Source organism: Clostridium sp. YIM B02551, from assembly GCF_022324735.1.
GTDB lineage: Bacteria > Bacillota > Clostridia > Clostridiales > Clostridiaceae > Clostridium_T > Clostridium_T paridis.
Map to the genome: position 1 here is coordinate 135,268 of NZ_JAKGTF010000007.1, position 20,818 is coordinate 156,085.

General features: G+C 31.3%; 19 protein-coding genes. 13 read left to right on the forward strand and 6 right to left on the reverse strand.

The genetic code is table 11. The annotated features are described in order from the left end of the window. Nucleotides 1-20: 20 nt before the first annotated feature. The 5 genes from L1S47_RS10090 (at nucleotide 21) to L1S47_RS10110 (ending at nucleotide 5,185) form a co-directional block, all read left to right on the forward strand. The gene (locus L1S47_RS10090; RefSeq protein WP_202769156.1) at nucleotides 21-1,184 is read left to right on the forward strand and encodes a phosphoglycerate dehydrogenase; all 1,164 of its coding nucleotides are present in this window, start codon (nucleotides 21-23) and stop codon (nucleotides 1,182-1,184) included. A gap of 58 nt (nucleotides 1,185-1,242) precedes the next feature. Continuing rightward, a complete protein-coding gene (locus tag L1S47_RS10095) occupies nucleotides 1,243-2,481 on the forward strand; it encodes a DUF1015 domain-containing protein (RefSeq protein WP_238883453.1) in 1,239 nt (412 codons plus the stop codon). Between the two features lie 166 nt (nucleotides 2,482-2,647). Continuing rightward, nucleotides 2,648-3,256: an isoprenylcysteine carboxylmethyltransferase family protein gene (locus L1S47_RS10100; RefSeq protein WP_238883454.1), complete on the forward strand. Its 609-nt coding sequence runs from the start codon at nucleotides 2,648-2,650 to the stop codon at nucleotides 3,254-3,256. A gap of 73 nt (nucleotides 3,257-3,329) precedes the next feature. Then, the gene (locus L1S47_RS10105) at nucleotides 3,330-4,397 is read left to right on the forward strand and encodes a DMT family transporter (RefSeq protein ID WP_238883455.1); all 1,068 of its coding nucleotides are present in this window, start codon (nucleotides 3,330-3,332) and stop codon (nucleotides 4,395-4,397) included. A gap of 233 nt (nucleotides 4,398-4,630) precedes the next feature. Continuing rightward, the gene (locus tag L1S47_RS10110) at nucleotides 4,631-5,185 is read left to right on the forward strand and encodes a rubrerythrin family protein (RefSeq protein WP_202769161.1); all 555 of its coding nucleotides are present in this window, start codon (nucleotides 4,631-4,633) and stop codon (nucleotides 5,183-5,185) included. Nucleotides 5,186-5,301: 116 nt separating this feature from the next. Here L1S47_RS10110 and L1S47_RS10115 read toward each other — a convergent pair whose 3' ends face one another. Genes L1S47_RS10115 through L1S47_RS10130 form a run of 4 tightly spaced genes read right to left on the reverse strand, consistent with a single transcriptional unit; the run spans nucleotide 5,302 to nucleotide 8,721 of the window. Then, nucleotides 5,302-6,042, reverse strand: coding sequence for a TIGR03943 family protein (locus L1S47_RS10115; protein ID WP_238883456.1), 741 nt, complete (start codon nucleotides 6,040-6,042; stop codon nucleotides 5,302-5,304). After that, nucleotides 6,043-7,080, reverse strand: a complete 1,038-nt coding sequence (locus tag L1S47_RS10120; protein WP_238883457.1) for a permease — start codon at nucleotides 7,078-7,080, stop codon at nucleotides 6,043-6,045. Between the two features lie 25 nt (nucleotides 7,081-7,105). Continuing rightward, the gene (locus L1S47_RS10125; protein WP_238883458.1) at nucleotides 7,106-7,750 is read right to left on the reverse strand and encodes a GTP-binding protein; all 645 of its coding nucleotides are present in this window, start codon (nucleotides 7,748-7,750) and stop codon (nucleotides 7,106-7,108) included. 2 nt (nucleotides 7,751-7,752) lie between these two features. Beyond that, on the reverse strand, nucleotides 7,753-8,721 hold the full coding sequence (locus tag L1S47_RS10130; RefSeq protein WP_238883459.1) for a GTP-binding protein: 969 nt from the start codon (nucleotides 8,719-8,721) through the stop codon (nucleotides 7,753-7,755). A gap of 211 nt (nucleotides 8,722-8,932) precedes the next feature. Between L1S47_RS10130 and L1S47_RS10135 the strand changes: the two genes are divergently transcribed. After that, entirely contained in the window at nucleotides 8,933-9,433 is a 501-nt protein-coding gene (locus L1S47_RS10135; RefSeq protein WP_238883460.1) for a hypothetical protein, read from the forward strand. 131 nt (nucleotides 9,434-9,564) lie between these two features. Beyond that, nucleotides 9,565-10,002: a hypothetical protein gene (locus L1S47_RS10140; protein WP_238883461.1), complete on the forward strand. Its 438-nt coding sequence runs from the start codon at nucleotides 9,565-9,567 to the stop codon at nucleotides 10,000-10,002. 49 nt (nucleotides 10,003-10,051) lie between these two features. Here the strand turns inward: L1S47_RS10140 and L1S47_RS10145 are convergent, their stop codons facing one another. After that, nucleotides 10,052-10,738: an HD family phosphohydrolase gene (locus L1S47_RS10145; protein ID WP_238883462.1), complete on the reverse strand. Its 687-nt coding sequence runs from the start codon at nucleotides 10,736-10,738 to the stop codon at nucleotides 10,052-10,054. A gap of 81 nt (nucleotides 10,739-10,819) precedes the next feature. On the opposite strand from L1S47_RS10145, the gene L1S47_RS10150 reads away from it, so the two are divergent. Beyond that, entirely contained in the window at nucleotides 10,820-11,425 is a 606-nt protein-coding gene (locus tag L1S47_RS10150) for an HAD family phosphatase (protein ID WP_238883463.1), read from the forward strand. 60 nt (nucleotides 11,426-11,485) lie between these two features. Here the strand turns inward: L1S47_RS10150 and L1S47_RS10155 are convergent, their stop codons facing one another. Then, nucleotides 11,486-13,996: a vitamin B12-dependent ribonucleotide reductase gene (locus tag L1S47_RS10155; RefSeq protein WP_238883464.1), complete on the reverse strand. Its 2,511-nt coding sequence runs from the start codon at nucleotides 13,994-13,996 to the stop codon at nucleotides 11,486-11,488. Nucleotides 13,997-14,235: 239 nt separating this feature from the next. Between L1S47_RS10155 and L1S47_RS10160 the strand changes: the two genes are divergently transcribed. From L1S47_RS10160 to ilvD, 5 genes are all read left to right on the forward strand, one after another. Then, nucleotides 14,236-16,899 (forward strand): sigma 54-interacting transcriptional regulator, encoded by a 2,664-nt coding sequence (locus L1S47_RS10160; RefSeq protein WP_238883465.1) that lies wholly within the window; start codon nucleotides 14,236-14,238, stop codon nucleotides 16,897-16,899. 136 nt (nucleotides 16,900-17,035) lie between these two features. Next, on the forward strand, nucleotides 17,036-17,368 hold the full coding sequence (locus L1S47_RS10165) for a PTS lactose/cellobiose transporter subunit IIA (protein WP_238883466.1): 333 nt from the start codon (nucleotides 17,036-17,038) through the stop codon (nucleotides 17,366-17,368). Between the two features lie 54 nt (nucleotides 17,369-17,422). Then, a complete protein-coding gene (gene eda / locus L1S47_RS10170) occupies nucleotides 17,423-18,043 on the forward strand; it encodes a bifunctional 4-hydroxy-2-oxoglutarate aldolase/2-dehydro-3-deoxy-phosphogluconate aldolase (protein ID WP_238883467.1) in 621 nt (206 codons plus the stop codon). Nucleotides 18,044-18,074: 31 nt separating this feature from the next. Continuing rightward, entirely contained in the window at nucleotides 18,075-19,076 is a 1,002-nt protein-coding gene (locus L1S47_RS10175) for a sugar kinase (RefSeq protein WP_238883468.1), read from the forward strand. Nucleotides 19,077-19,089: 13 nt separating this feature from the next. Further along, the gene (ilvD, locus tag L1S47_RS10180; protein WP_238883469.1) at nucleotides 19,090-20,802 is read left to right on the forward strand and encodes a dihydroxy-acid dehydratase; all 1,713 of its coding nucleotides are present in this window, start codon (nucleotides 19,090-19,092) and stop codon (nucleotides 20,800-20,802) included. The last annotated feature ends 16 nt before the right edge of the window (nucleotides 20,803-20,818 follow it).

Below are 20,818 nucleotides of genomic sequence, written 5' to 3' on the forward strand. Positions count from 1 at the left end.
AAGAATTAAGGGGTGCTATAATGTTTAAAATTAATTGTTTAAATCCAATAGCTAATATTGGTTTGGATATATTTTCAGATAAATATGAACAGGTTGATAACTATAATGAGGCAAATGCTGTTTTAGTTAGAAGTGCAAGCATGCACGATTTAGATATACCTGAATCCTTAGAAGCAATTGCTAGAGCTGGGGCAGGGGTTAATAATATTCCTCTAGATAAATGTGCTGAAAAGGGAGTTGTAGTATTTAATACTCCAGGAGCTAATGCAAATGGAGTAAAGGAACTTGTTATAGCAGGACTTCTTCTAGCATCTAGAGACATAGTTGGAGGAGTAAACTGGGTTGGGTCAGTAAAAGAAGAGCCAGAAGTAGCAAAATTAGTAGAAAAGAATAAATCTAAATTTGCTGGAGTAGAGATTCAAGGTAAAAAGCTTGGAGTAATAGGACTTGGAGCTATAGGTGTATTAGTTGCAAATGCTGCTAATAGATTAGGCATGGAGGTATATGGTTATGATCCATTTATTTCTGTAGATGCAGCTTGGAATCTTTCAAGAGATATTAAGCATAGTAAATCATTAGAAGAAATATACAGAGAATGTGATTATATAACAGTACATGTTCCATTAACAGATACTACTAAGGGAATGTTTAATAAAGAAGTTTTTGAAATCATGAAGGATGGAGTAAAGATATTAAACTTCTCAAGAGATTCTCTAGTAAATGATGATGATATGATTGAAGCATTAAATTCAGGTAAAGTAAATAGATATGTAACAGATTTCCCAAATCCAAAGGTTGCGGGAACTCAAGGAGTAATTGCAATTCCTCACTTAGGAGCATCTACAAATGAGTCAGAGGATAACTGTGCAGTTATGGCGGTTAAAGAATTAATGGAATATCTTGAAAATGGAAATATCAAGAATTCAGTTAACTATCCAAATTGCGATATGGGAGTTTGCACTCAAGCAGGTCGTATTGCAATAAATCATAAAAATATTCCGAACATGTTAAGTCAATTTACATCAACTTTAGCAAATGAAAATATTAATATTTCAGATATGATTAATAAGAGTAGAGGTCAATGGGCATATACTATGCTTGATATTGAATCACCTGCTACAGTAGAAATAGCTAAGAAGATTGAAGAAATTGGCGGAGTAGTTAAGGTAAGAATTATTAAATAGCTTATATTCTAAGGGGACAAGTAACTTTGATCCCCTTGAGTAATTGGGAGGAATTAAGATGGCAACAATTAAACCATTTAATTGTATACGACCTAGAGAAGATGTGGCAGATAAGGTAGCAGCACTTCCTTATGATGTTTATAATCGTGAAGAGGCGTTAGAAGAAGTATTAAGAGAACCCTTGTCTTTCTTAAAAATTGATAGAGCAGAAACACAGTTTGATAGGGATTTTAATCCATATGATAAGAAAGTATATGAGAAAGCAAGAGATATACTTAAGGAAATGAAGGAAGATGGAACCTTCGTAGAAGAAGGGCAAAACTGCTACTATGTTTATGAGCTTACTATGAATGGTCGTGCTCAGACAGGTCTAGTAGGATGTGCATCAATTGATGATTATTTAGATAACACAATAAAAAAGCATGAAAAGACTAGAGAAGATAAAGAACTAGATAGAATAAACCATGTAGATATATGTAATGCACAAACAGGTCCTATATTTCTAGCTTACCGTTCTCAAGAAGAAATAAATAATGTTGTAAATAAGATAAAACAAGAAAAAGCTATTTATGACTTTGTTTCACCAGATGGCATTAGACATGCGGTTTGGAAGATTGATGGAGAAGCAGATATAAAGATTATTTCTGAAGCTTTTGGGAAAATAGATAGCATATATATAGCAGATGGTCATCATAGAACTGCTTCAGCAGTTAAGGTTGGATTAAAAAGAAGAGAAGAGAATCCAGGATATACTGGAGATGAGGAATTTAATTTCTTCCTTTCAGTGTTATTCCCACATGACCAATTAATGATCTTAGACTATAACCGTGTGGTGAAAGATTTAAATGGTTATACCAAAGATGAATTCTTAGATGAAATTTCAAAGGCTTTTACTGTTGAGAAAATAGGGGCTGACCCTTTTAAGCCGTCTGTAAAAGGAATCTTTGGTATGTATCTTGAGAATGAGTGGTATAAGCTTGCAGCAAAAGAAGAATTATTTTCAAAAGATCCAGTAATGGGATTAGATGTGGCTATACTTGAGAATAATTTATTAAATCCTATATTAAACATAAAGGATATAAGAACAGATAAGAGAATTGACTTTGTAGGAGGAATAAGAGGACTTAAGGAATTGGAGAAGAGAGTAAACAGTGATATGAAAGTAGCTTTTTCAATGTATCCTACATCAATAACTGAGCTTTTTGCAGTATCTGATGCAGAGATGTTAATGCCTCCTAAGTCTACTTGGTTTGAACCAAAGCTTAGAAGTGGACTATTTATTCATGAATTAAGTTAAATACTAGGATTGATATTTAATGGAGATAGGACTATATAATTACAGTAGTAGTTATATAGTCCTAATTTTATATATAAAAACATGATATTTTTATTGTGAAAATATGTATTATAATATACAATTGAATATATGAACAGATATTCACATGATGATTTGGAGGAATTCTATGAATAATTGTATAAATCTTATATCCATCTTATTATTATTCGCTTTTGGAATAGCATATTTATTGAAGCTTTATGCTTTAAGCAAAAGGTATAATTTAAAGGCGAATGTCTTAGCTAACAGAAACAAAAGTAAAAAAACGCAGTTAGTAGAGAGGATGCTACAACTTTCAACATTAATATGGATAGTAGTTTGGTTTGGAGAAGTAATATCAAAGCAGCTAAGTATAAATGATTTACTTAAATTATGGAACAGTAATTTAGTAAGCATTGTAGGTTTATTAGTAATTACTGCTGGTATAATATTTTTTTGTGTTGCAGCCATAACAATGAAAAATTCATGGAGAGTGGGAATAGATAAATCTACTAAATCAGAACTTATAACTGAAGGAATATATAAATATAGTAGAAATCCTGCATTTGTAGGCTTTTATTTAATGTTTATAGGGCTTTTCTTTGTATACTTAGATATAATAACCCTAATTGTTATGATATTAAATATATATACCATGAATAGATTAGTTATTGAAGAAGAGAAGCATCTTGAAGAAATGTTTGGTGAAGAATATATTAAGTATAAGGATAAAACCCCAAGATATTTATTATGGTGAGAATTAACAACCTAAGAGAAGTAATAATATTGATATAATATTTCATATAAAGAATAGATAAAGGAGTTAAGCAATGGACAAAGTGAAAAAATATCCAATAATTCAAGCTTTGCTAGCAGCATTATTATTTGGAGCAAGTTCACCTTTTGCAAAAATACTATTAGGGGATGTAGCACCAGTACCACTTGCAGCATTTCTATATTTAGGCAGTGGAATAGGTTTGTTTATATATCAAACAATTATGTTTAGAGGGAAGAATGAAGATTTGAAAGAAGCTCCATTATCACAAAAGGACATTTTATGGCTTATAGGAGCAGTTGTTTTTGGAGGCGTTATGGCACCAATAATTTCAATGACAAGCCTGAAGGTTACACCTGCGTCTACAGCATCACTATTATTGAATTTTGAAGGAATTGCAACTACTTTAATTGCAGTTATGTTTTTTAAAGAAGGAATTACTAAAAGGATGTGGATAGCAATACTATGCATAACTAGTGCAAGTATATTATTGTCATGGGATTTTAGTAATCAATGGGGAATATCACTTGGAGCATTGGGTATACTTGGGGCATGTGTTTGTTGGGGTATAGATAATAATTTTACAAGGAACATATCAGCTAAAAACCCATTTACTATTGTTATAATTAAAGGGTTAGGGGCAGGTTCATTTTCTTTACTAATAGGATATTTTATACATAGTCCTTTTCCAGATATAATTACTATAATAAAGGCTATGATATTAGGTTGCTTTAGTTATGGAGTAAGCTTAGTATTGTTTGTGTTAGCAATGAGGAGTTTAGGAAGTGCAAGAACTAGTACATTCTTTGGAACTGCACCTTTCATTGGAGCGATTCTATCATTTGTTTTATTTAGGGAAGCACCTGGTATTATGTTTATTGTTTCTTTGCCTATTATGATTATAGGAACACTTCTTTTGTTTAAAGAAGATCATGCTCACAAGCACAAACACGAACATATTGTTCATGAACATAGACATAGTCATTCAGACAGCCATCATGAACATAGTCATGTACTAGGTGAAATTCCGATGGATGGTTACAATTCTCATGTTCATGAGCATAAAGAAATGGAGCATGAACACTCTCATACTCCAGATATACACCACAGACATTCACATTAATTATTAAGAATTCTATTCAAAAGAAGATAATATTATAAATGCATACTTTTCAGATATTATCATAAATTTAAATTGTTACTATTCTTACAGAGAAAAGTAATGAATGAAATTACTGCTAGTAAACAATAATACCTATATAATGCATTAAAGAATTTACATGTCACTTACATGAGATGTAATATGATTTTTGCATTATATATACATGTAAATATTTTTGAGAGGATGTGTAGTTAATGTCATTAAACAATGCAATGACTGCTGATTTTTTACGTTCAGCATATGGTGGAGAAAGTATGGCTCATATGAGATATCTTATATGGGGAGAAGCTGCAGAAAAAGATGGATATCCTAATATAGGCAGACTATTTAAAGGGGTCGCTTATGCAGAGTTATGCCATGCAAAAAATCATTTTACTGTATTAAAAGATCAAGTTGGAGATAATACAGTTGCTGCAGGGGCTGTATTTGGGCATACCAATATAGTCGAGAATTTACAAGGTGCAATTAATGGTGAATTACATGAAATTAATCAGATGTATCCTGTTTATCTTGAAACTGCAAAATTTCAAAATGAAAAAGATGCTCAAAGATCTTTCCATTATGCTTTAGAAGCAGAAAAAATTCATGCTAAGTTATTTCAAGATGCTCAAGATTCAGCTAAGTCAGGAAAAGATATAGGTAGTGAAACTATCTATGTTTGTCCAGTTTGTGGATTTACTGAATTAGGTGATAATGTTGAGAAATGCCCAGTTTGTGGAGTAAGTAAAGATAAATTTCAAGCATTTTAATATAGGGATTTAAGTTTCCTATAAAAAACATATAGATACAAATAATTCAAAAACCTATTCTTTATAGCAGAATAGGTTTTTTACATTTGAATAAGTATTCATATTGAGAACGGTAGTTAATTATTATATACATAAGGACTATTAGGTTTGGGAATAGTCTTTACTGAGTCTATGATTACAACTGGCGTTGTAGTTAATTGCCCATCAGTAGCTTGGCTTTTTGCAGAAAGTTTTCCTTGTACCGTTACCCATTGCCCCTCTTTTAGTTCAGTAGAATCTCTAAGCCTTCCTATAGGACCAATAATCTGGGCATCAGCAGCGCAACAGCTCATATATAGCCTTGAAATAATGAATTCATTGTTATTAAGTCCATCTTGTTTGTGGACAAAACCACTTAGGGTTATAGCTCTGCCATTATAATCATTTATGTGTTGAAAGACATCAGAGAGTGTATTTACAAAATTATTATCATTTATATTTAATGGTAAATTTCGTTTCCTTTCTTCAGGTGTCATTTGTCCGGCAACATTGGCTAGTTTATTTACAGCTTTAACACCTTTAGTGTCTACAATAGTGGTATCAATACCAGCATGAGATGCTCCAAAACCTACGAGTATAGTGAAGATAAATAAAATTATAACTTTACTTGAAGGTCTATTGCTTATGGTTGTGAATATCTTTCCAAACTGATATACAGTAAGTAAGCTTAAGAATACCTGAAAGATATTTAGGTACACTATTATTCTAGGTGCTATAAAAAGCTTAATCTTACCTGTAGAGGTTAGGTTAAAAAGGAATAAGGATAGCAATAAAAATATTAAAAATTTAAAAAATTCATTAGTGTTAAATCTCTTCATCTATATCACCTTAAATCCTATTAAATTTAGTCCAAACCCTATTGAAGCGCAAATTATGATTATGCATAGTATTAAAGGAATTACATAAGTTTTCTTATATCCTCCAATTAACATAAGTGTATTTTTTATATCTAACATAGGGCCGAATATTAAAAATGCTAATATAGAACCTGTGGTAAATTGGCCAATAAAACTTGCTGCAATAAAAGCATCTGCCTCCGAGCATACAGAAAGTATAAAAGCTAAAAATATCATTGCAATTACAGATAGAAATAGGTTACTTGCAAGATAATTTAAACTACTCCTAGATACAAGAACTTGGAAGGTTGCTGATAACATAGCCCCAAAGATAAGATACTTACTTATATCTAAAAATTCAGAGATTATTGTATCTAATAGCAAAGATATTTTTGATTGATTTTTTTTGTTGGTGTTATGAGAAACTCCACATCCACAAAGATCATCATCATTAAAATCTGTTTCTTTTAGCACATCTGTTTTTGATTTATTTATTATTGTTATTAAGGAACCAATTATAATAGAGGCAATAACACCTAAAATAGCTCTTGCAGATAATATTTTCAAGTTGCCTCCAAACGCATAGTAGGTTGATAAAAGAACTATTGGATTAATGATTGGAGTAGAAATCATAAAGGTTGTAGCAACCCCTACAGGAACTCCTTTTTTTATTAATTTTTTAGCGATTGGGATAATACCACATTCACATATAGGCAAGAAGATACCTAATAAGGAAGCACATAGTAGTGCTAAAAAATGATTTCTAGGAAGTATTCTAGCAATAGTTTGTTCAGAAACAAAAATCTGAATAAGTGATGATATTAGAGAGCCTATAAAAATAAAAGGCATGGCTTCTAATACAATACTTATAAATATTGCAGAAAAGTTTGCTAGGGTTCTTGTGTTTAAGGTTATCTTAAATTTCACCATTAATATAATTATTAAAATTATTAGCGGAATTATGGCTAATTTAGATAGTGTAGTTAAGACATTTTTATTGTTACTATAGTTATATTCCAATTTTTTATCTCCCTTTTAATGTACACTAGAATTTAGATAAGAGGATTTTGGTAAGTATTCTAGATAACTTAAGCAGTCCTCCATCTAAGAAATCTTCTTCATTTAAGTCTTTTTCTAAACTATCATTCGAAGTTGAACTTAATATGAATGTATCTCTATTAAGTGACAAGATGTGTCTTTCAATGGATTTAAATTCATCTTTAGGTATTTTGGAACTATTATTAAAGACAACCAAATTACAGTGATACAAGTTAGGCAATATAAGAGTAGGCATATTATTTAAAAACATTTTATATGTATTACAATCTGCTATAAAGAAAATAGAAGTCACGTTAGATATTTTCTTTAGTTCTCTTTTATTAAGAATCTCTAATAAATCAGCCAAATTTCTTGTGCCATTATATTCAATTATTATTCTGTGAACTTGATATCTTAAGATGATTTCTTTGAGGCCATCTTCATCCAAAGGTTTTTGAGGATCATAGTTTAAAATAGTAATGTTTTTGAAGTTAACTAAATCCTCGTTTATTTTGCTATTGCCTTCTTCACATTGAATTATTAATATTTTTTCTATTTTTAGTAATGTGTTTTTAACAAGTGAATTTATAAAATAGGTTTTCCCAGATCCTATAAAACCTGTTACTATTTCAATATCAGTTTTAAATTTCATAGTTATATTTCCTTACAGGTAAATAGATTTTTAACTTCATTTATATTAAGATGATTTCCTATTACGCATATTCTTCCAGAATAATCTGCACTGGAACTTCTAATCTCATATTCTCCAGGAACATAATCAAATTCTAACCAGTTATTTTCCTCTGTCTCTATAATTCCTTTAGCCCTTAGAACTAGTCCATATTTTGAACTGTCAGTTAAGCTATTTAATATAGATTCAATTCTTGTTCTTGAGTAAACTTCTGGGGTTTCTATTCCAATTGATTCAAAAGCTTCTTTGGTTCCAGCTACAGTGGAAGTCTTTAAGATGCCTTTCCCCAAATCCCTCTTTAATATGTTTATTTTATTTAATAAAGGAACTTCCTCAGTGTTTTCTGCTATGTCAATAATTGAAGATGCAGGTACATCACTCCAAGGGGTTGTAACGATGCTGGCATGTGAGTTTAACTTTTTAACTTTTTCAGTAAGTGATAAAACATCATCTTTAGAAATGTTTTGAGTTCTACTTAATATGATAGTTCTAGCATTTACTATTTGGTCCTTATAAAAGTCAGCAAAATTATTTATATATAAATCATACTTAGTTACATCAAGAACAGTTATAAGCATATTTAATGAAACTTTTTCTTTTATATCTGGTTCTTTAAAGACTGAAAGTATTTCAGAAAGTTTTGCGACGCCAGAAGGTTCTATTATTATTCGTTCAGGCGAATATTTATCTATAACTTCAAGTATTCCTTTTTTAAAATCGCCATAAACACTACAACAAATACAACCTGCACTTATTTCTGTAATTTCTATTTTGGAATTTCTAAGAAAGGAACCATCTATACCTATTTCTCCAAACTCATTTTCTATTATTGCTATTTTTTCTTTATTAAGAGATTCTTCTATAAGCTTTTTTATAAGCTTAGTTTTACCAGCACCTAAGAATCCTGAGAAAACATCTATTTTAATACTCATAATTAATACCTCACAAAAATATTATATTGTTCATTTTAAACTAATGGGAAATGTGAATCAATGCAAATAATTCGCATTTGAGGTTAATTAACAATAAGTTCAAATATTATTGTAAGCAAAGAGGAATTTTAATTAAAACATGGAATTATGTTGTTAAATGGTGTAAAGATAAGTGAAGGCATAAATATGAATTGATATTTAAAGGAGATTTATGAATAAAAAGAAATTTATTATATTGGCTGTTTGTATAGTTTTCATATCTATAATTTTTTATATGATTAGTAAAAAGACTATAGCAACTCCAGACAAGATTATAGTACATGATAATGGCAAGTTAACTGAAGTATCAAAAGATAGTTCAGAATTTAATGAAATAGTTAAGCTAACTAAGGGGAGATTTAACTTCAATATGTATATTACGAAAGATTATATAGATGACTCAACAATAGAATATATACGTCAAGGTGGAGTTGGTATTGAATTTATTTATAATGATGAACAAAAGTGTTATATAAATATACTTTTACTTCAATCAATAAAATATAATAAATTATATTTTCAATTAGAAGATAAGAAAAATGATACTTCTAAATATTCAGTTGTAAACACATTTCAATATAGTGATAAATATCACTATAAGGATTCTTCAAGAGGACCCTTAAAATATTCAAAGGAACTCGTTGATTTGGTAAATAAAATTAAAGATAAATAAAAAAGTAATCAGTGGCTATAAATCACTGATTACTTTTTTAACACTAAAGACTATTATTTTAAAAAATATAAATAAATTTTCTATTTTAGGTAAAAATATGGTTGTATTTATTTTCTAAGGAGAGTGAACAAATGAACAAAGTAAGTATCAAAAGAAAAGTTCTATTGGGGGTAGCAGCGGCTACAATATCCATATCCATGGGAACTAAGGCATATGCATCAACTGCCTCTACACAAGATAAAGGCGCTAAAACTAGGACTATAACAGTGTTAAATAAAAAACATCATGGTAAGTTAAAAGAAAATCTTGATAAATTGGTTAAGGAATCAAAGATTACACAAGATCAAGAGGATAAGATTCTAGCATATGCAAAAGAAAAAAAGGCAGCTAGAAAGGAAGAAAGAGAAAAACTAAAGGATATGAGTAAAGAGCAAAGGGAGGCTTATCTGAAAGAACATCATAAGACTAGAGGAGATTTTTTCAAAGAATTAGTTGAAAAAGGGGTAATTAATCAGGCTCAGTCAGATGAAATAGTAAAAAGTCTAGAAAGTAATGCTACAACAAGATAATAAAAAATAAAAGCTTGCAAAAGGTAATCCTATTGCAAGCTTTGCTTTATTATTCACCAAAGATTTTCTTGTGGTATACTTTATAAAATTCATCATCATCAGATAGTATTTTTCTAGCACTATATATGGGATCCATAATTATTTTCTCACTTTCTGGCAAGTATAATTTAGCATAACCGCCATCACCATATTTATCTCTTAAGTGAGATTTAACTCTATTGTATGTTTCTTCTTCATCTAAGTCAGGAAAATGCTTTTTTGAATAGTTATAGCAACGTGTAATCATATCATCAATATCTGTGGTTCTATCAGCATCAGATATAATAAGTCCATATATATTTCTAGGTTTGTAGCTATTCGAAGCCCTATGATCTTCACAAGCATCACCCATTATAAATATTTCTTCAGGTGAGAACCAAGTTTTAAGTTTTTTATCTTGAATTAAGAGTTGTTTAGAGTGTATATGATGAGTAGCTCTATCAAATTTAAGTCCAAGATCATGATATATAGCAACAGTTAAAACCATTGGAATTTTTACAGAATGAAACTTTGAAAGCTTTAATGAAGACTTAATTACAGTAATAATGTGGTTAATCCCATGTCCTTTGTCAAAAGACAGGTAATTACTTAGAACTTCATTAAATAAATAGTTTGTTAGAGTTTCTGGTACTGAAGACTCAATTATAGCAATATCTGCAGTTGATAGATGCAGATTTAAATCCTTAAGTGTATGCATTATTAAATCCTCCCGTTAAATCTATCTATAGTATATAATATAAATTAAGATATATCTATGTGAAAGGATGAGGTAAATAGTATGATTAAAAACATAATATTTGACTTAGGAAATGTTTTATTAGATTATAATCCAGTAGAATATTTAATGAATAAGGGAATAGAAAAAAATAAGGTTAAGGAATTGATTAATCAAGTATTTCTAAGTGAAGAATGGTCAATGCTTGACAGGGGAACAATCACTGAAGAAGAGGCAATTGATGTACTATGTAAAAGAAGTAAGGAAAACGAGGATTTAATAAGACTAGCTATGGATAATTGGTATGAGATTCTTACGCCAATAGAAGATTCGGTAGAAATATTAAAATCAGTTAAGGATGCAGGATATAAAACATATATATTATCAAATTTTCACTTATTAGCTCATGAAAATATCACTAAGAAACATGACTTTTTTGAACATTTTGATGGAGGAGTGTTTTCTTTTAAAGAAAAGCTTCTTAAACCAGAGGAAGAAATTTATAAGCTAGTACTTGATAGATATAACATGAAAGCAGAGGAAACCATATTTATAGATGATACTGCAATTAATATTGAGGCAGCCAACAAACTTGGAATTAATGGAATAGTGTTTAAAGGTGCAGAAGATTTAAGAGACGAGCTATCAAAATATGGAGTAAGTATTTAATATATTTATGAAGAGAAAAAGAAGAAGTCGGTACACAGGTGACTTCTTCTTTCTTAATAATTAGCTACATCCGCTAGTAGATCCACAAGTCAAGCATAAGGAGCAGGTTCCATTAGGAACTATTTGCTCACTTCCACAATTACCACATTTAACTTTATGGTGTCCCTCTGGAATGACTTCTTCAGAAATAGCAGCTTCTGCAGGAATATTTTTCAGTTTATTTTCTAAGGATTTTGCATAATCAATTAATTCCTGATAAGTCATGGATTCAAGTTTCTTCTCTCCAGAATCCAAAGAAACATTTAAAGGTTGAGATACCTTTGAACCATCTCTATATAGGGCAATACATTTTACTCCTAACTTCCAAGATTCTTCGTGAACAGCTTTAAAATCTTCTACGGTAGCATCATTTGGCAAGTTTACAGTCTTAGAAATAGCTCCAGAAACAAATGGAGTTAAAGCAGCAACCATCTTAACATGGCCTAATGGAGAAATAAATCTGTGCCCCCCATGAGATTTGTTGGCTGTATCAAATATAGGATAATGAGCTTCCTTTAAGAATGGAGCATCTTCAATTCTGCCATTACCATCTATATAGGAGATAATAGCAGCTATCTCTTCTTTATTGTATTCCAAAGTATCTAAAGCAGTCTTTATAGTAGTGTTGACTAACTTCATATAGCCTCCACCACTTAAATTCTTCCATACTATATGAGAGAAGAACGGTTCAATAGAGGTAGTATCACAATCCATTGCTAGTGCAATTGTTCCGGTAGGCGCTATTACAGTTACTTGAGCATTTCTATACCCAACTTCTTTTCCATGGGAGTAGGCAAGTTCCCAAGAATCTTTTAAGGTCTTTGATAAATCTGTTAAGGAAAGTTTATCTAGAAGGTCATGATCTACTTTTATAGGTGAATAATCTAATCCTTCAAAGTCATCCAGCATAGCACCTGCTGCTCTAGAATGATTTCTTATAACTCTTAACATATATTCTTTATTTATTTTAAACTTTGGAAAAGCTCCAGCCTTTTCTGCCATAAGAGAAGAAACATAATATGAATATCCGGTTACTATCCCCATTATAGCAGCGGATACATTTCTTCCTTCTTCACTATCATAAGGAATGGCCATTGCCATAAGGGTAGAGCCTGTGTTTGCAATACCAAGTCCTGTGGTTCTAAACATAAAGGATTTTCTAGCAATTTCAGCAGTTGGGAATTGACCTTGATATATGGTGGTATCTAGTACAATTTGAATTAAAGCTGTTAAGTGTGTTAATCCTTCTAAATCAAAAGTCTTTGTGTGTTCATCATAGAATTTTCGTATATTTATACTTGCTAAGTTACATGCTGTATCATCAAGAAAGTGATACTCTGAGCATGGGTTTGAGGCATTTATTCTGTTGTGTTTTTCACCATATAACCCATCTTCTCCAGCTGGACAAGTGTGCCATGCGTTTATAATATCATCAAATTGAGGAGCCGGATCAGCACAATTCCAAGAACTTTCATTAAAGGTATTCCATAGCTTACTTACGGAAACTTCTTTATTTACACTCTCACTTTTTCTTCCTTTAAGGTAAATAGTATCATCATTTCTAGAAATAACTTTTCTCATGAATTCGTCAGAAAACCTTACTGAGTTATTTGCATTTTGGCCAGAAACAGTTTCATAAGCTTCCCCTTCAAAACTAATATCATATCCCATTTTGCCTAAATCTCTTACTTTTTGTTCTTCTCTAGCTTTCCAAGTTATAAACTCCATTATTTCAGGATGGTCGTAATCTAAGCATACCATTTTGGCAGCACGCCTTGTGGTTCCGCCAGATTTTATAGCTCCTGCATTTCTATCAAGAACTTTTAGGAATGACATTAATCCAGAAGATTTTCCACCTCCTGATAGAGGTTCATCTATTGCTCTGATGTTTGAAAAATTAGTACCTGTACCAGAACCTTGCTTAAAGAGTCTAGTTTCAGTAGTAATTAAATCAGTTATAGAGCGAGGTCCTAATAATGTATCATCTATACCATTAATAAAGCAAGCAGATCCTTGAGTTCTTGTAAAGGCATCGGTAGATGGCATTACTTTGTCTAGCTTTTCATCATAATAAAAGTGTCCTTCTGAAGCTTTATCTATTCCGTAAGATAGCTTTAACCCAGTATTAAACCACTGAGGAGAATTAGGAGCCCACCTTTGGCTTAGTATTCCATAAGCTAGTTCATCATAAAATATTTGAGAATTATCTTTAGTTATTAAACCTTGTTCTAAAGCATATGTAGTCCAAAAATTAACTAATCTATGGGTTATTTCTTTCATACTTCTTTCGTGTCCATTGCCATTAGGAACACCACTTTGTCTAAAGTACTTACTAGCTATGATGTTGCAGGCATTTTGAGAATAGAAATCAGGAAACTCTAAGTTATCTCGAGAAAAAATTAATTTATTTGTTTTGTAATCCAATATTTCAACTTTTACAGTTTTCCAATTGAATAAATCATATACTGTTTTGTTAGTCCCCTCTAAATCTTTAGTAAAATAACGTGATATAAGATTGTATAAGTGATTCATTTTAATCTCTCCTTTAAAAACAATAAGCCTATAAGTATATTCTAAACACAATATATTGTGGTATGCAATATTATAAATACTATATATGGGTAAAATAACCTAAACTAGAATAGATAATCTTACTGTTTTCTAATTAATTTAAAGTTTTTCAAATTATAAATCATTTAATTTGATTTAAGTTATTTAACAATATATAATAGGTCTATGATAAGGTTAACATTTATAGAGGTGATGAAAAGTTGAGAAGAATAGATTTGATTTATGAAAAGTTAATAGAACTATATAATGGGGAAGGCGTTAGTGCAAGTGATATATCCTCTGCACTAGGACTTGATAGGGCCAATGTAAGTAGTGATTTAAATAAATTAAGCGAAGAAGGTAAAATAATAAAAATTAAAGGAAAGCCAGTACTTTTTACACCTCAGGAAGCAAATGAAGAAGAGAGTAGTCTTGATAAGTTTGCAAGCAAAAATGGTAGCCTTTTTTCAGCGGTTGAACAAGCAAAGGCAGCGATTCTATATCCGCCTAAAGGAATGAATATTTTAATTTTAGGAGAGACTGGTGTAGGTAAATCCATGTTTGCAGGACTTATTCATAAGTATGCAATGGAAATGGAAAGCATGGGCAAGGATTCTCCGTTTATAACCTTTAACTGCGCAGATTATGCTAATAACCCTCAACTTCTTATAGGACAAATATTTGGAAGTAAAAAGGGAGCATATACTGGAGCAGACTCAGATAGAGTAGGGTTAATTGAAAAGGCTAATGGCGGAATATTATTTCTAGATGAAGTACACAGACTTCCACCAGAAGGACAGGAGATGTTCTTTACTTTTATGGATAAAGGAACATTTAGAAGACTAGGTGAAACAGAAACTGAAAGAAGCGCTAATGTTTTAATAATTTCAGCTACAACTGAGAATCCGGAATCAACTTTACTTAAGACCTTTACTAGAAGAATACCAATGATTATAAGAATTCCTAGTTTAAATGAGAGAAGTCTTGAGGAAAGATTTAATTTAATCTGTGAGTTTCTTAGAGAAGAATCCTTTAGACTTGATAAAACCATAATGGTATCAGTAAATTCTATGAAAGCACTATCTAGCTATAATTGTCCTAACAACATAGGTCAACTTAAAACAGATGTGCAGTTAGCTTGTGCAAAAGCATATGCTGATTATGTTTCTAGAAAGAAAAAAGAAATGAAGATAAATACTATGGAACTTCCTGTATATATAAGGCAAGGTTTGTATTCTGCAGTTGAGCATAGACAACTTTGGAATAAGTTAATAGGTATTAATAATAGATATTGTATATTTGATAATGATAGTGAGCAGGTGCTTTTCCAAGAGGAGCAAGGTGAAGTAAGTATATACGATATGATTGACTTAAGAGTTCATGAACTAAAGAGCAGAGGAGTAGACAGCGAAGAACTTGAAAAAGAGATGGGAAGAGATATAGAAGAGTACTTCAATAACTATATTTATAGTGTTAATAAGAAAAGGGATATATCAAATCTTGAGAGTGTTATTGATAAAGAAGTAATTAATATAGTTCAACAAATCGTGTCATATTGTGAAGAGGGTTTAAATAGAACCTTAAGCGAAAAAATCTATTATGGAATGGCAGTTCATATTGCAAATTCTATTGAGAGAATTAGAAAAAATCAAAAAATTGTAAATCCTCAACTAAACACAGTAAGAACAGAATATAAAAAGGAATTCAATATAGCATTAAATTGTTTGAAGCTAATTGACAGAGTAATGGATATATCTATGCCTATAGATGAAGCTGCATTCTTAGCTATGTTTTTAGTTTATGATGATAGAAATGTTGAAAAGCAAGATAATGAGGTAAAAGTAATAGTTGTAGCTCATGGAGCATCGACTGCAACATCTATGGCAGATGCTACTAATAAGCTTCTGGGAGCAAATTATGCAATTGGAATAAATGCACCTATAGAAGAAAAGCCTCAAAAAGTTATTAATAGGCTTAAAACCTTTATTATTCAATCTAAAATTGAATCGGATATTCTATTTTTAGTGGATATGGGTTCACTAACAACTTTTGGAGGTGAATTACAGGAGGAGCTTGGAATAAGAACTAAGACGCTTCCACTTGTAAGTACATTACACGTAATTGAGGCTACAAGAAGAGCTATGCTTGGATATTCACTTGAGGAAGTATATGAGGAAACCTTGAAAGTTAATACATTATTAGAGGATGAGCCAGTTAAGTTAAAAGATATAGGCAATAAGAATGAAAGGCTTGCTATCATTACAGTTTGCACAACTGGAGAAGGTGGAGCTGTCACAATTAAAAATATATTATCAGAGAATTTGCATTTTGATAAGAAGTTAGTAGAGATATTACCTATAATGTATAGCAACAATAAAGAAATTGAAAGGAAGGTTAAGGAACTTTCAAAAGAATATAAGATAATTTGTATTATAAGCCCATTTAAAATTAATACTGAAATAATGCAGTTCGGTTTAGAAAGTGTGTTGAAGCTCGAAGACACTGAAATTATTCAGAGAGAAATTGATGTAGAGACCACCTATATAAAAATGGGTCAAACTTTGGAGAAACAATTAAAGAATGTTAGAGGGATAGAAGTGCTGGAAAGCATAAAGAATTTTAATAACACAATTATTGAATCCTTAAACCTAAAAATATCAACTAACATATTGATTGGGGAAACTTTTCATGTGGCATGCATGATAGATAGATTAAAAGAAGGTGGAGCAATTGAGCCTTTTAAGGAGAAAGAAAAATATATTAAAGGGAAAGAAGATGTATTTAGGACTATTAAAAGTAACAGTGCAATGCTTAACACAAAGTATTCTATTAAAATCTCAGATGATGATATATGCCGTATAATGAGTTTCTTCTATGAACTATAGAAATAAAATTCCTATTTGAATTAATCAAATAGGAATTTTTTTTATAAATAAATGTGTGTTGGCACGATAGTTGCTTATATTAATATCGAGAAAACAAATAACACGAAACAGATTGTTTTAGGGAAGGGTGAAGCAAATGGACTATCAAGATATAGTATTTCAAATTATAGTTAGTGGCGGAGATGCAAAAAGCTATGCAATGAGTGCCATAAGAGCAGCAAAAGAAGGACAAATGGATGAAGCAAAAAAACATTTGGAGAGTTGTGGTGAGGCGTTAGAGAAAGCACACAATATTCAAACAAGCCTAATACAGGATGAGGCAGCAGGAAATTCTAAAGAAGTTACTCTTCTTATGGTACATGCACAAGATCACTTTATGAATGCAATGACAGTAAGAGACTTAGCTCAAGAGATTATTGATGTGTATGAAGTTGTGTTAGAACTAAAAGAAAAAATAAATGTGTGTTAGCATAATAACACAGTCTTTGAAATAAACAACACACATCATAAAGGAGGTGAGTATGTGAAAACCCAAGAAGAAGTTTTAAATTCAATTCTAAATAAAAAACTTGTAGCTGTTGTTAGAGGTGAAAATTTAGAAGAAGGAAAAAATATTATCACAGCCTCAAAGGACGCAGGAATAACATCAATTGAAATTACTTATACCAATAAAGACGCATCCGAACTTATTAAACATTTTATTAATGATGAGGATTTATGTGTCGGGGCAGGAACTGTGACTAATATTAAGATAGCAAAAGAAGCAATAGAAAGCGGAGCAACATTTATAGTAGGTCCAAACTTCGATGAAGAAATAGCAGAATACTGTAATAATAAAAAGGTATTATATATTCCAGGGTGTATAACTCCTAGTGAAATAATTAAAGCACAAAAATATAAGTGCAGCATGGTTAAAATATTTCCAGGAGATTTGGTAGGACCCAAATTTATAAAAGCAATTAAAACTCCTATTCCAAATATTAAATACATGGTTACAGGTGGAGTAAACTTAGAAAATATGGAAGAGTGGATAAAGGCTGGAACAGATGCCTTGGGTATAGGAAGTGTTTTAACTGAAAATACGAATCTCGAATACCACAACATAGTAAACAAAGCAAAAGCTTTCTGTAACAAGATTAAATAATTAATCAATGTGTTTTAAATGAGGTGAAGAAATGGAGAGATTCTTAGCTTTCGGAGAGGTATTAATAAGATATACCAATAAAGATAACAATATATATTCAAATGGAAATCTAGTGGAATACTTTTATGGAGGTTCTGAAGCAAACATAGCAGCAACACTTTCAGGACTTGGAGTTGAAACATCAATATTATCAGCTATTCCAAAGAACAATATGTGTGATGATATAGTTAGACATTTTAAAGGATTAGGTGTTAATACTAAATATATACTACGAAGTGGAGAAAAGATGGGCTTCTACTTTACAGAAAGAGGCACAGGGGTAAGAGGGGATTCTGTTATATATGACAGAAAAAACTCAGCCTTCTCAAAGCTTACAGTAGAAGAAATAGATCCTCAAGAAGTCCTAAAAGATATTACCTGGTTTCATTTCAGCGGAATAACTGCAGCAGTAAGTGAAGGCGTAAGAGAAATACTAAAGAAATTAGTACTTAAGGCAAAAGATAATAAGATTACTATCTCTATGGATTTAAATTATAGGTCCAAAATGTGGGGAATTAAAGAAGCAAAGGATTTCTTAAGTGAAATAGCTCCATATGTAGATATTTGTTTTGGAATAGAACCAATAAAGGGATCAGATGATGATTATGATTTATTTAATAGAGATGAAGCAAGTGCACAAGATATCGAAGATAGAATGAAATTATTAAAAGACAGATATAAATTCAAATGTATTTTCCATACAGAAAGAAAAAATAACTCGGAAAATAGCAATTCATATAAAGCTTATGCATATTCCGATAAACTTTATGAATCAAAAACACTTAAAACTAACATGATAGAGAGAGTTGGAAGTGGAGATGCATTTGTATCAGGAATAATTTATGGATTAATAAATAATTACTCACTTAAAGAAACAATAGATTTCGGGGTAGCAAGTGCAACACTTAAATGTACTATCAAGGGAGATCACATGATTGTTTCGGAAAATAGCATAAAAGAGATAGGCAATATGAAGATAGCGATTAATAGATAGAGGTGATTAGGTAATGTTGAATTCACAAGAAGTTAGATCAATAGCTCCAGAAATGGATTCATTAAGAATTGGAATGGGGATAAATAAAAAAGATCTTTCTAAACCTCAAGTGCTAATAGAAAGTACCTTCGGGAAAAGTCATCCAGGAAGCGTACACCTTAATAAATTAGTTGAAGTAGCAAAAAGCAATTTTACTAGATTAGATGTTGAACCATATGATTATTATGGAACAGATATATGCGATGGTCAGGCTCAAGGGCATGATGGAATGAATTATTCGTTAGTGTCTAGAGAAATAATAGCTAATTTAATTGAGATACATTATAAAGCAACTCCTTTTGATGGTGGATTATTCATATCAAGTTGTGACAAAGGTCTACCTGCACATTTAGTTGCAATCGCAAGACTTAAAATTCCAGCGATAGTAATGCCAGGCGGAATAATGGGATCAGGGCCAGAACTTCTAACTCTAAATCAAATTGGAACCTACAGTGCAATGTTTAAAAGAGGAGAAATTACTGAAGAAAAATATAACTTTTATAAGGAAAATGCATGTCCGGGTTGTGGAGCATGTTCATTTATGGGAACAGCAGCTACAATGCAAACGTTGACTGAAGCATTAGGTCTTGCATTACCTGGGTCAGCATTACTTCCATCAAGATCAAAGGTTATTGAAGAGTATGCAGCAAAATCCTCAGAAGCATTGATGACATTAATTGATAAAGGAATAACCTCAAAGGAAATATTAACAAAAGAGGCTTTTGAGAATGCAATAGTTGTTCATGCCGCAATTGGAGGATCAACCAATGCGATGCTTCATATTCCAGCGATTGCAAAGCAATTAGGCATTGAAATAACAGCAGATGATTTTGATAGAATACACAGAGAAGTACCTTATTTACTTAATGTAAGACCAAGTGGACACTGGCCAGCAGATTATATTTATCATAGTGGAGGAATACCTGCCATTATGAACAAGATAAAGAAACATCTAAACCTTGATGTTATAACGGTTACAGGAAAAACCTTAGGTGAAAATCTAGAGGAATTTAATGCAGAACAAAGTTATCAAGTATTTACTTCAATGAACAAGAACGTTAAAGAAGATGAAGTTATCTTAAACGTAGACACACCAATTAATGAAAGTGGCTCTGTGTCAGTGTTAAGGGGAAATATAGCACCAGAAGGTTGTGTAATAAAACATTCAGCATTACCAAAGACTATGTGGAAAGTACAATTAACTGCTAGAGTATTTGATAGTGAAGAAGATGCATTTAATGCTGTAATAGAAAAACGTATTAAGCCAGGAGATGCAGTATTCATTAGATATGAAGGACCTCGTGGAAGTGGTATGCCAGAAATGTTTTATACAACAGAAGCAATCGCCTCTGACGAAAAGCTTAATTCAACAGTTGCTCTCATAACTGATGGAAGATTTTCAGGGGCAACAAGAGGGCCAGCAATAGGGCATGTGTCTCCAGAAGCAGCAAGCAGAGGTCCAATAGCAGTAGTTGAAGATGGAGATATAGTCGATATAAATATAGATGAAAGAAAAATAAATGTTGTTGGTATTAAAGGGAAGATACTATCTAAAGAAGAGGTAGTAGAAATATTTAATGACAGAATGAAAAACTTAAGAAAACATGAACAAAAATTTAAAGATGGAGTTTTAGGCTTATATACATCAAATGCCACTTCAGGAATTGAAGGCGGAACGATTTATTAATAAGTGAAATATTAGG

Coding starts and splice junctions, on each gene's coding strand:
- L1S47_RS10115 (WP_238883456.1), bottom strand. CDS start 6,042: ATGAAGAGATTTAACACTAATGAATTTTTTAAATTTTTAATATTTTTA.
- L1S47_RS10105 (WP_238883455.1), top strand. CDS start 3,330: ATGGACAAAGTGAAAAAATATCCAATAATTCAAGCTTTGCTAGCAGCA.
- L1S47_RS10095 (WP_238883453.1), top strand. CDS start 1,243: ATGGCAACAATTAAACCATTTAATTGTATACGACCTAGAGAAGATGTG.
- L1S47_RS10165 (WP_238883466.1), top strand. CDS start 17,036: ATGGACTATCAAGATATAGTATTTCAAATTATAGTTAGTGGCGGAGAT.
- ilvD (WP_238883469.1), top strand. CDS start 19,090: ATGTTGAATTCACAAGAAGTTAGATCAATAGCTCCAGAAATGGATTCA.
- L1S47_RS10135 (WP_238883460.1), top strand. CDS start 8,933: ATGAATAAAAAGAAATTTATTATATTGGCTGTTTGTATAGTTTTCATA.
- L1S47_RS10100 (WP_238883454.1), top strand. CDS start 2,648: ATGAATAATTGTATAAATCTTATATCCATCTTATTATTATTCGCTTTT.
- L1S47_RS10090 (WP_202769156.1), top strand. CDS start 21: ATGTTTAAAATTAATTGTTTAAATCCAATAGCTAATATTGGTTTGGAT.
- L1S47_RS10175 (WP_238883468.1), top strand. CDS start 18,075: ATGGAGAGATTCTTAGCTTTCGGAGAGGTATTAATAAGATATACCAAT.
- L1S47_RS10145 (WP_238883462.1), bottom strand. CDS start 10,738: ATGCATACACTTAAGGATTTAAATCTGCATCTATCAACTGCAGATATT.
- L1S47_RS10130 (WP_238883459.1), bottom strand. CDS start 8,721: ATGAGTATTAAAATAGATGTTTTCTCAGGATTCTTAGGTGCTGGTAAA.
- L1S47_RS10150 (WP_238883463.1), top strand. CDS start 10,820: ATGATTAAAAACATAATATTTGACTTAGGAAATGTTTTATTAGATTAT.
- L1S47_RS10140 (WP_238883461.1), top strand. CDS start 9,565: ATGAACAAAGTAAGTATCAAAAGAAAAGTTCTATTGGGGGTAGCAGCG.
- L1S47_RS10110 (WP_202769161.1), top strand. CDS start 4,631: ATGTCATTAAACAATGCAATGACTGCTGATTTTTTACGTTCAGCATAT.
- L1S47_RS10125 (WP_238883458.1), bottom strand. CDS start 7,750: ATGAAATTTAAAACTGATATTGAAATAGTAACAGGTTTTATAGGATCT.
- L1S47_RS10155 (WP_238883464.1), bottom strand. CDS start 13,996: ATGAATCACTTATACAATCTTATATCACGTTATTTTACTAAAGATTTA.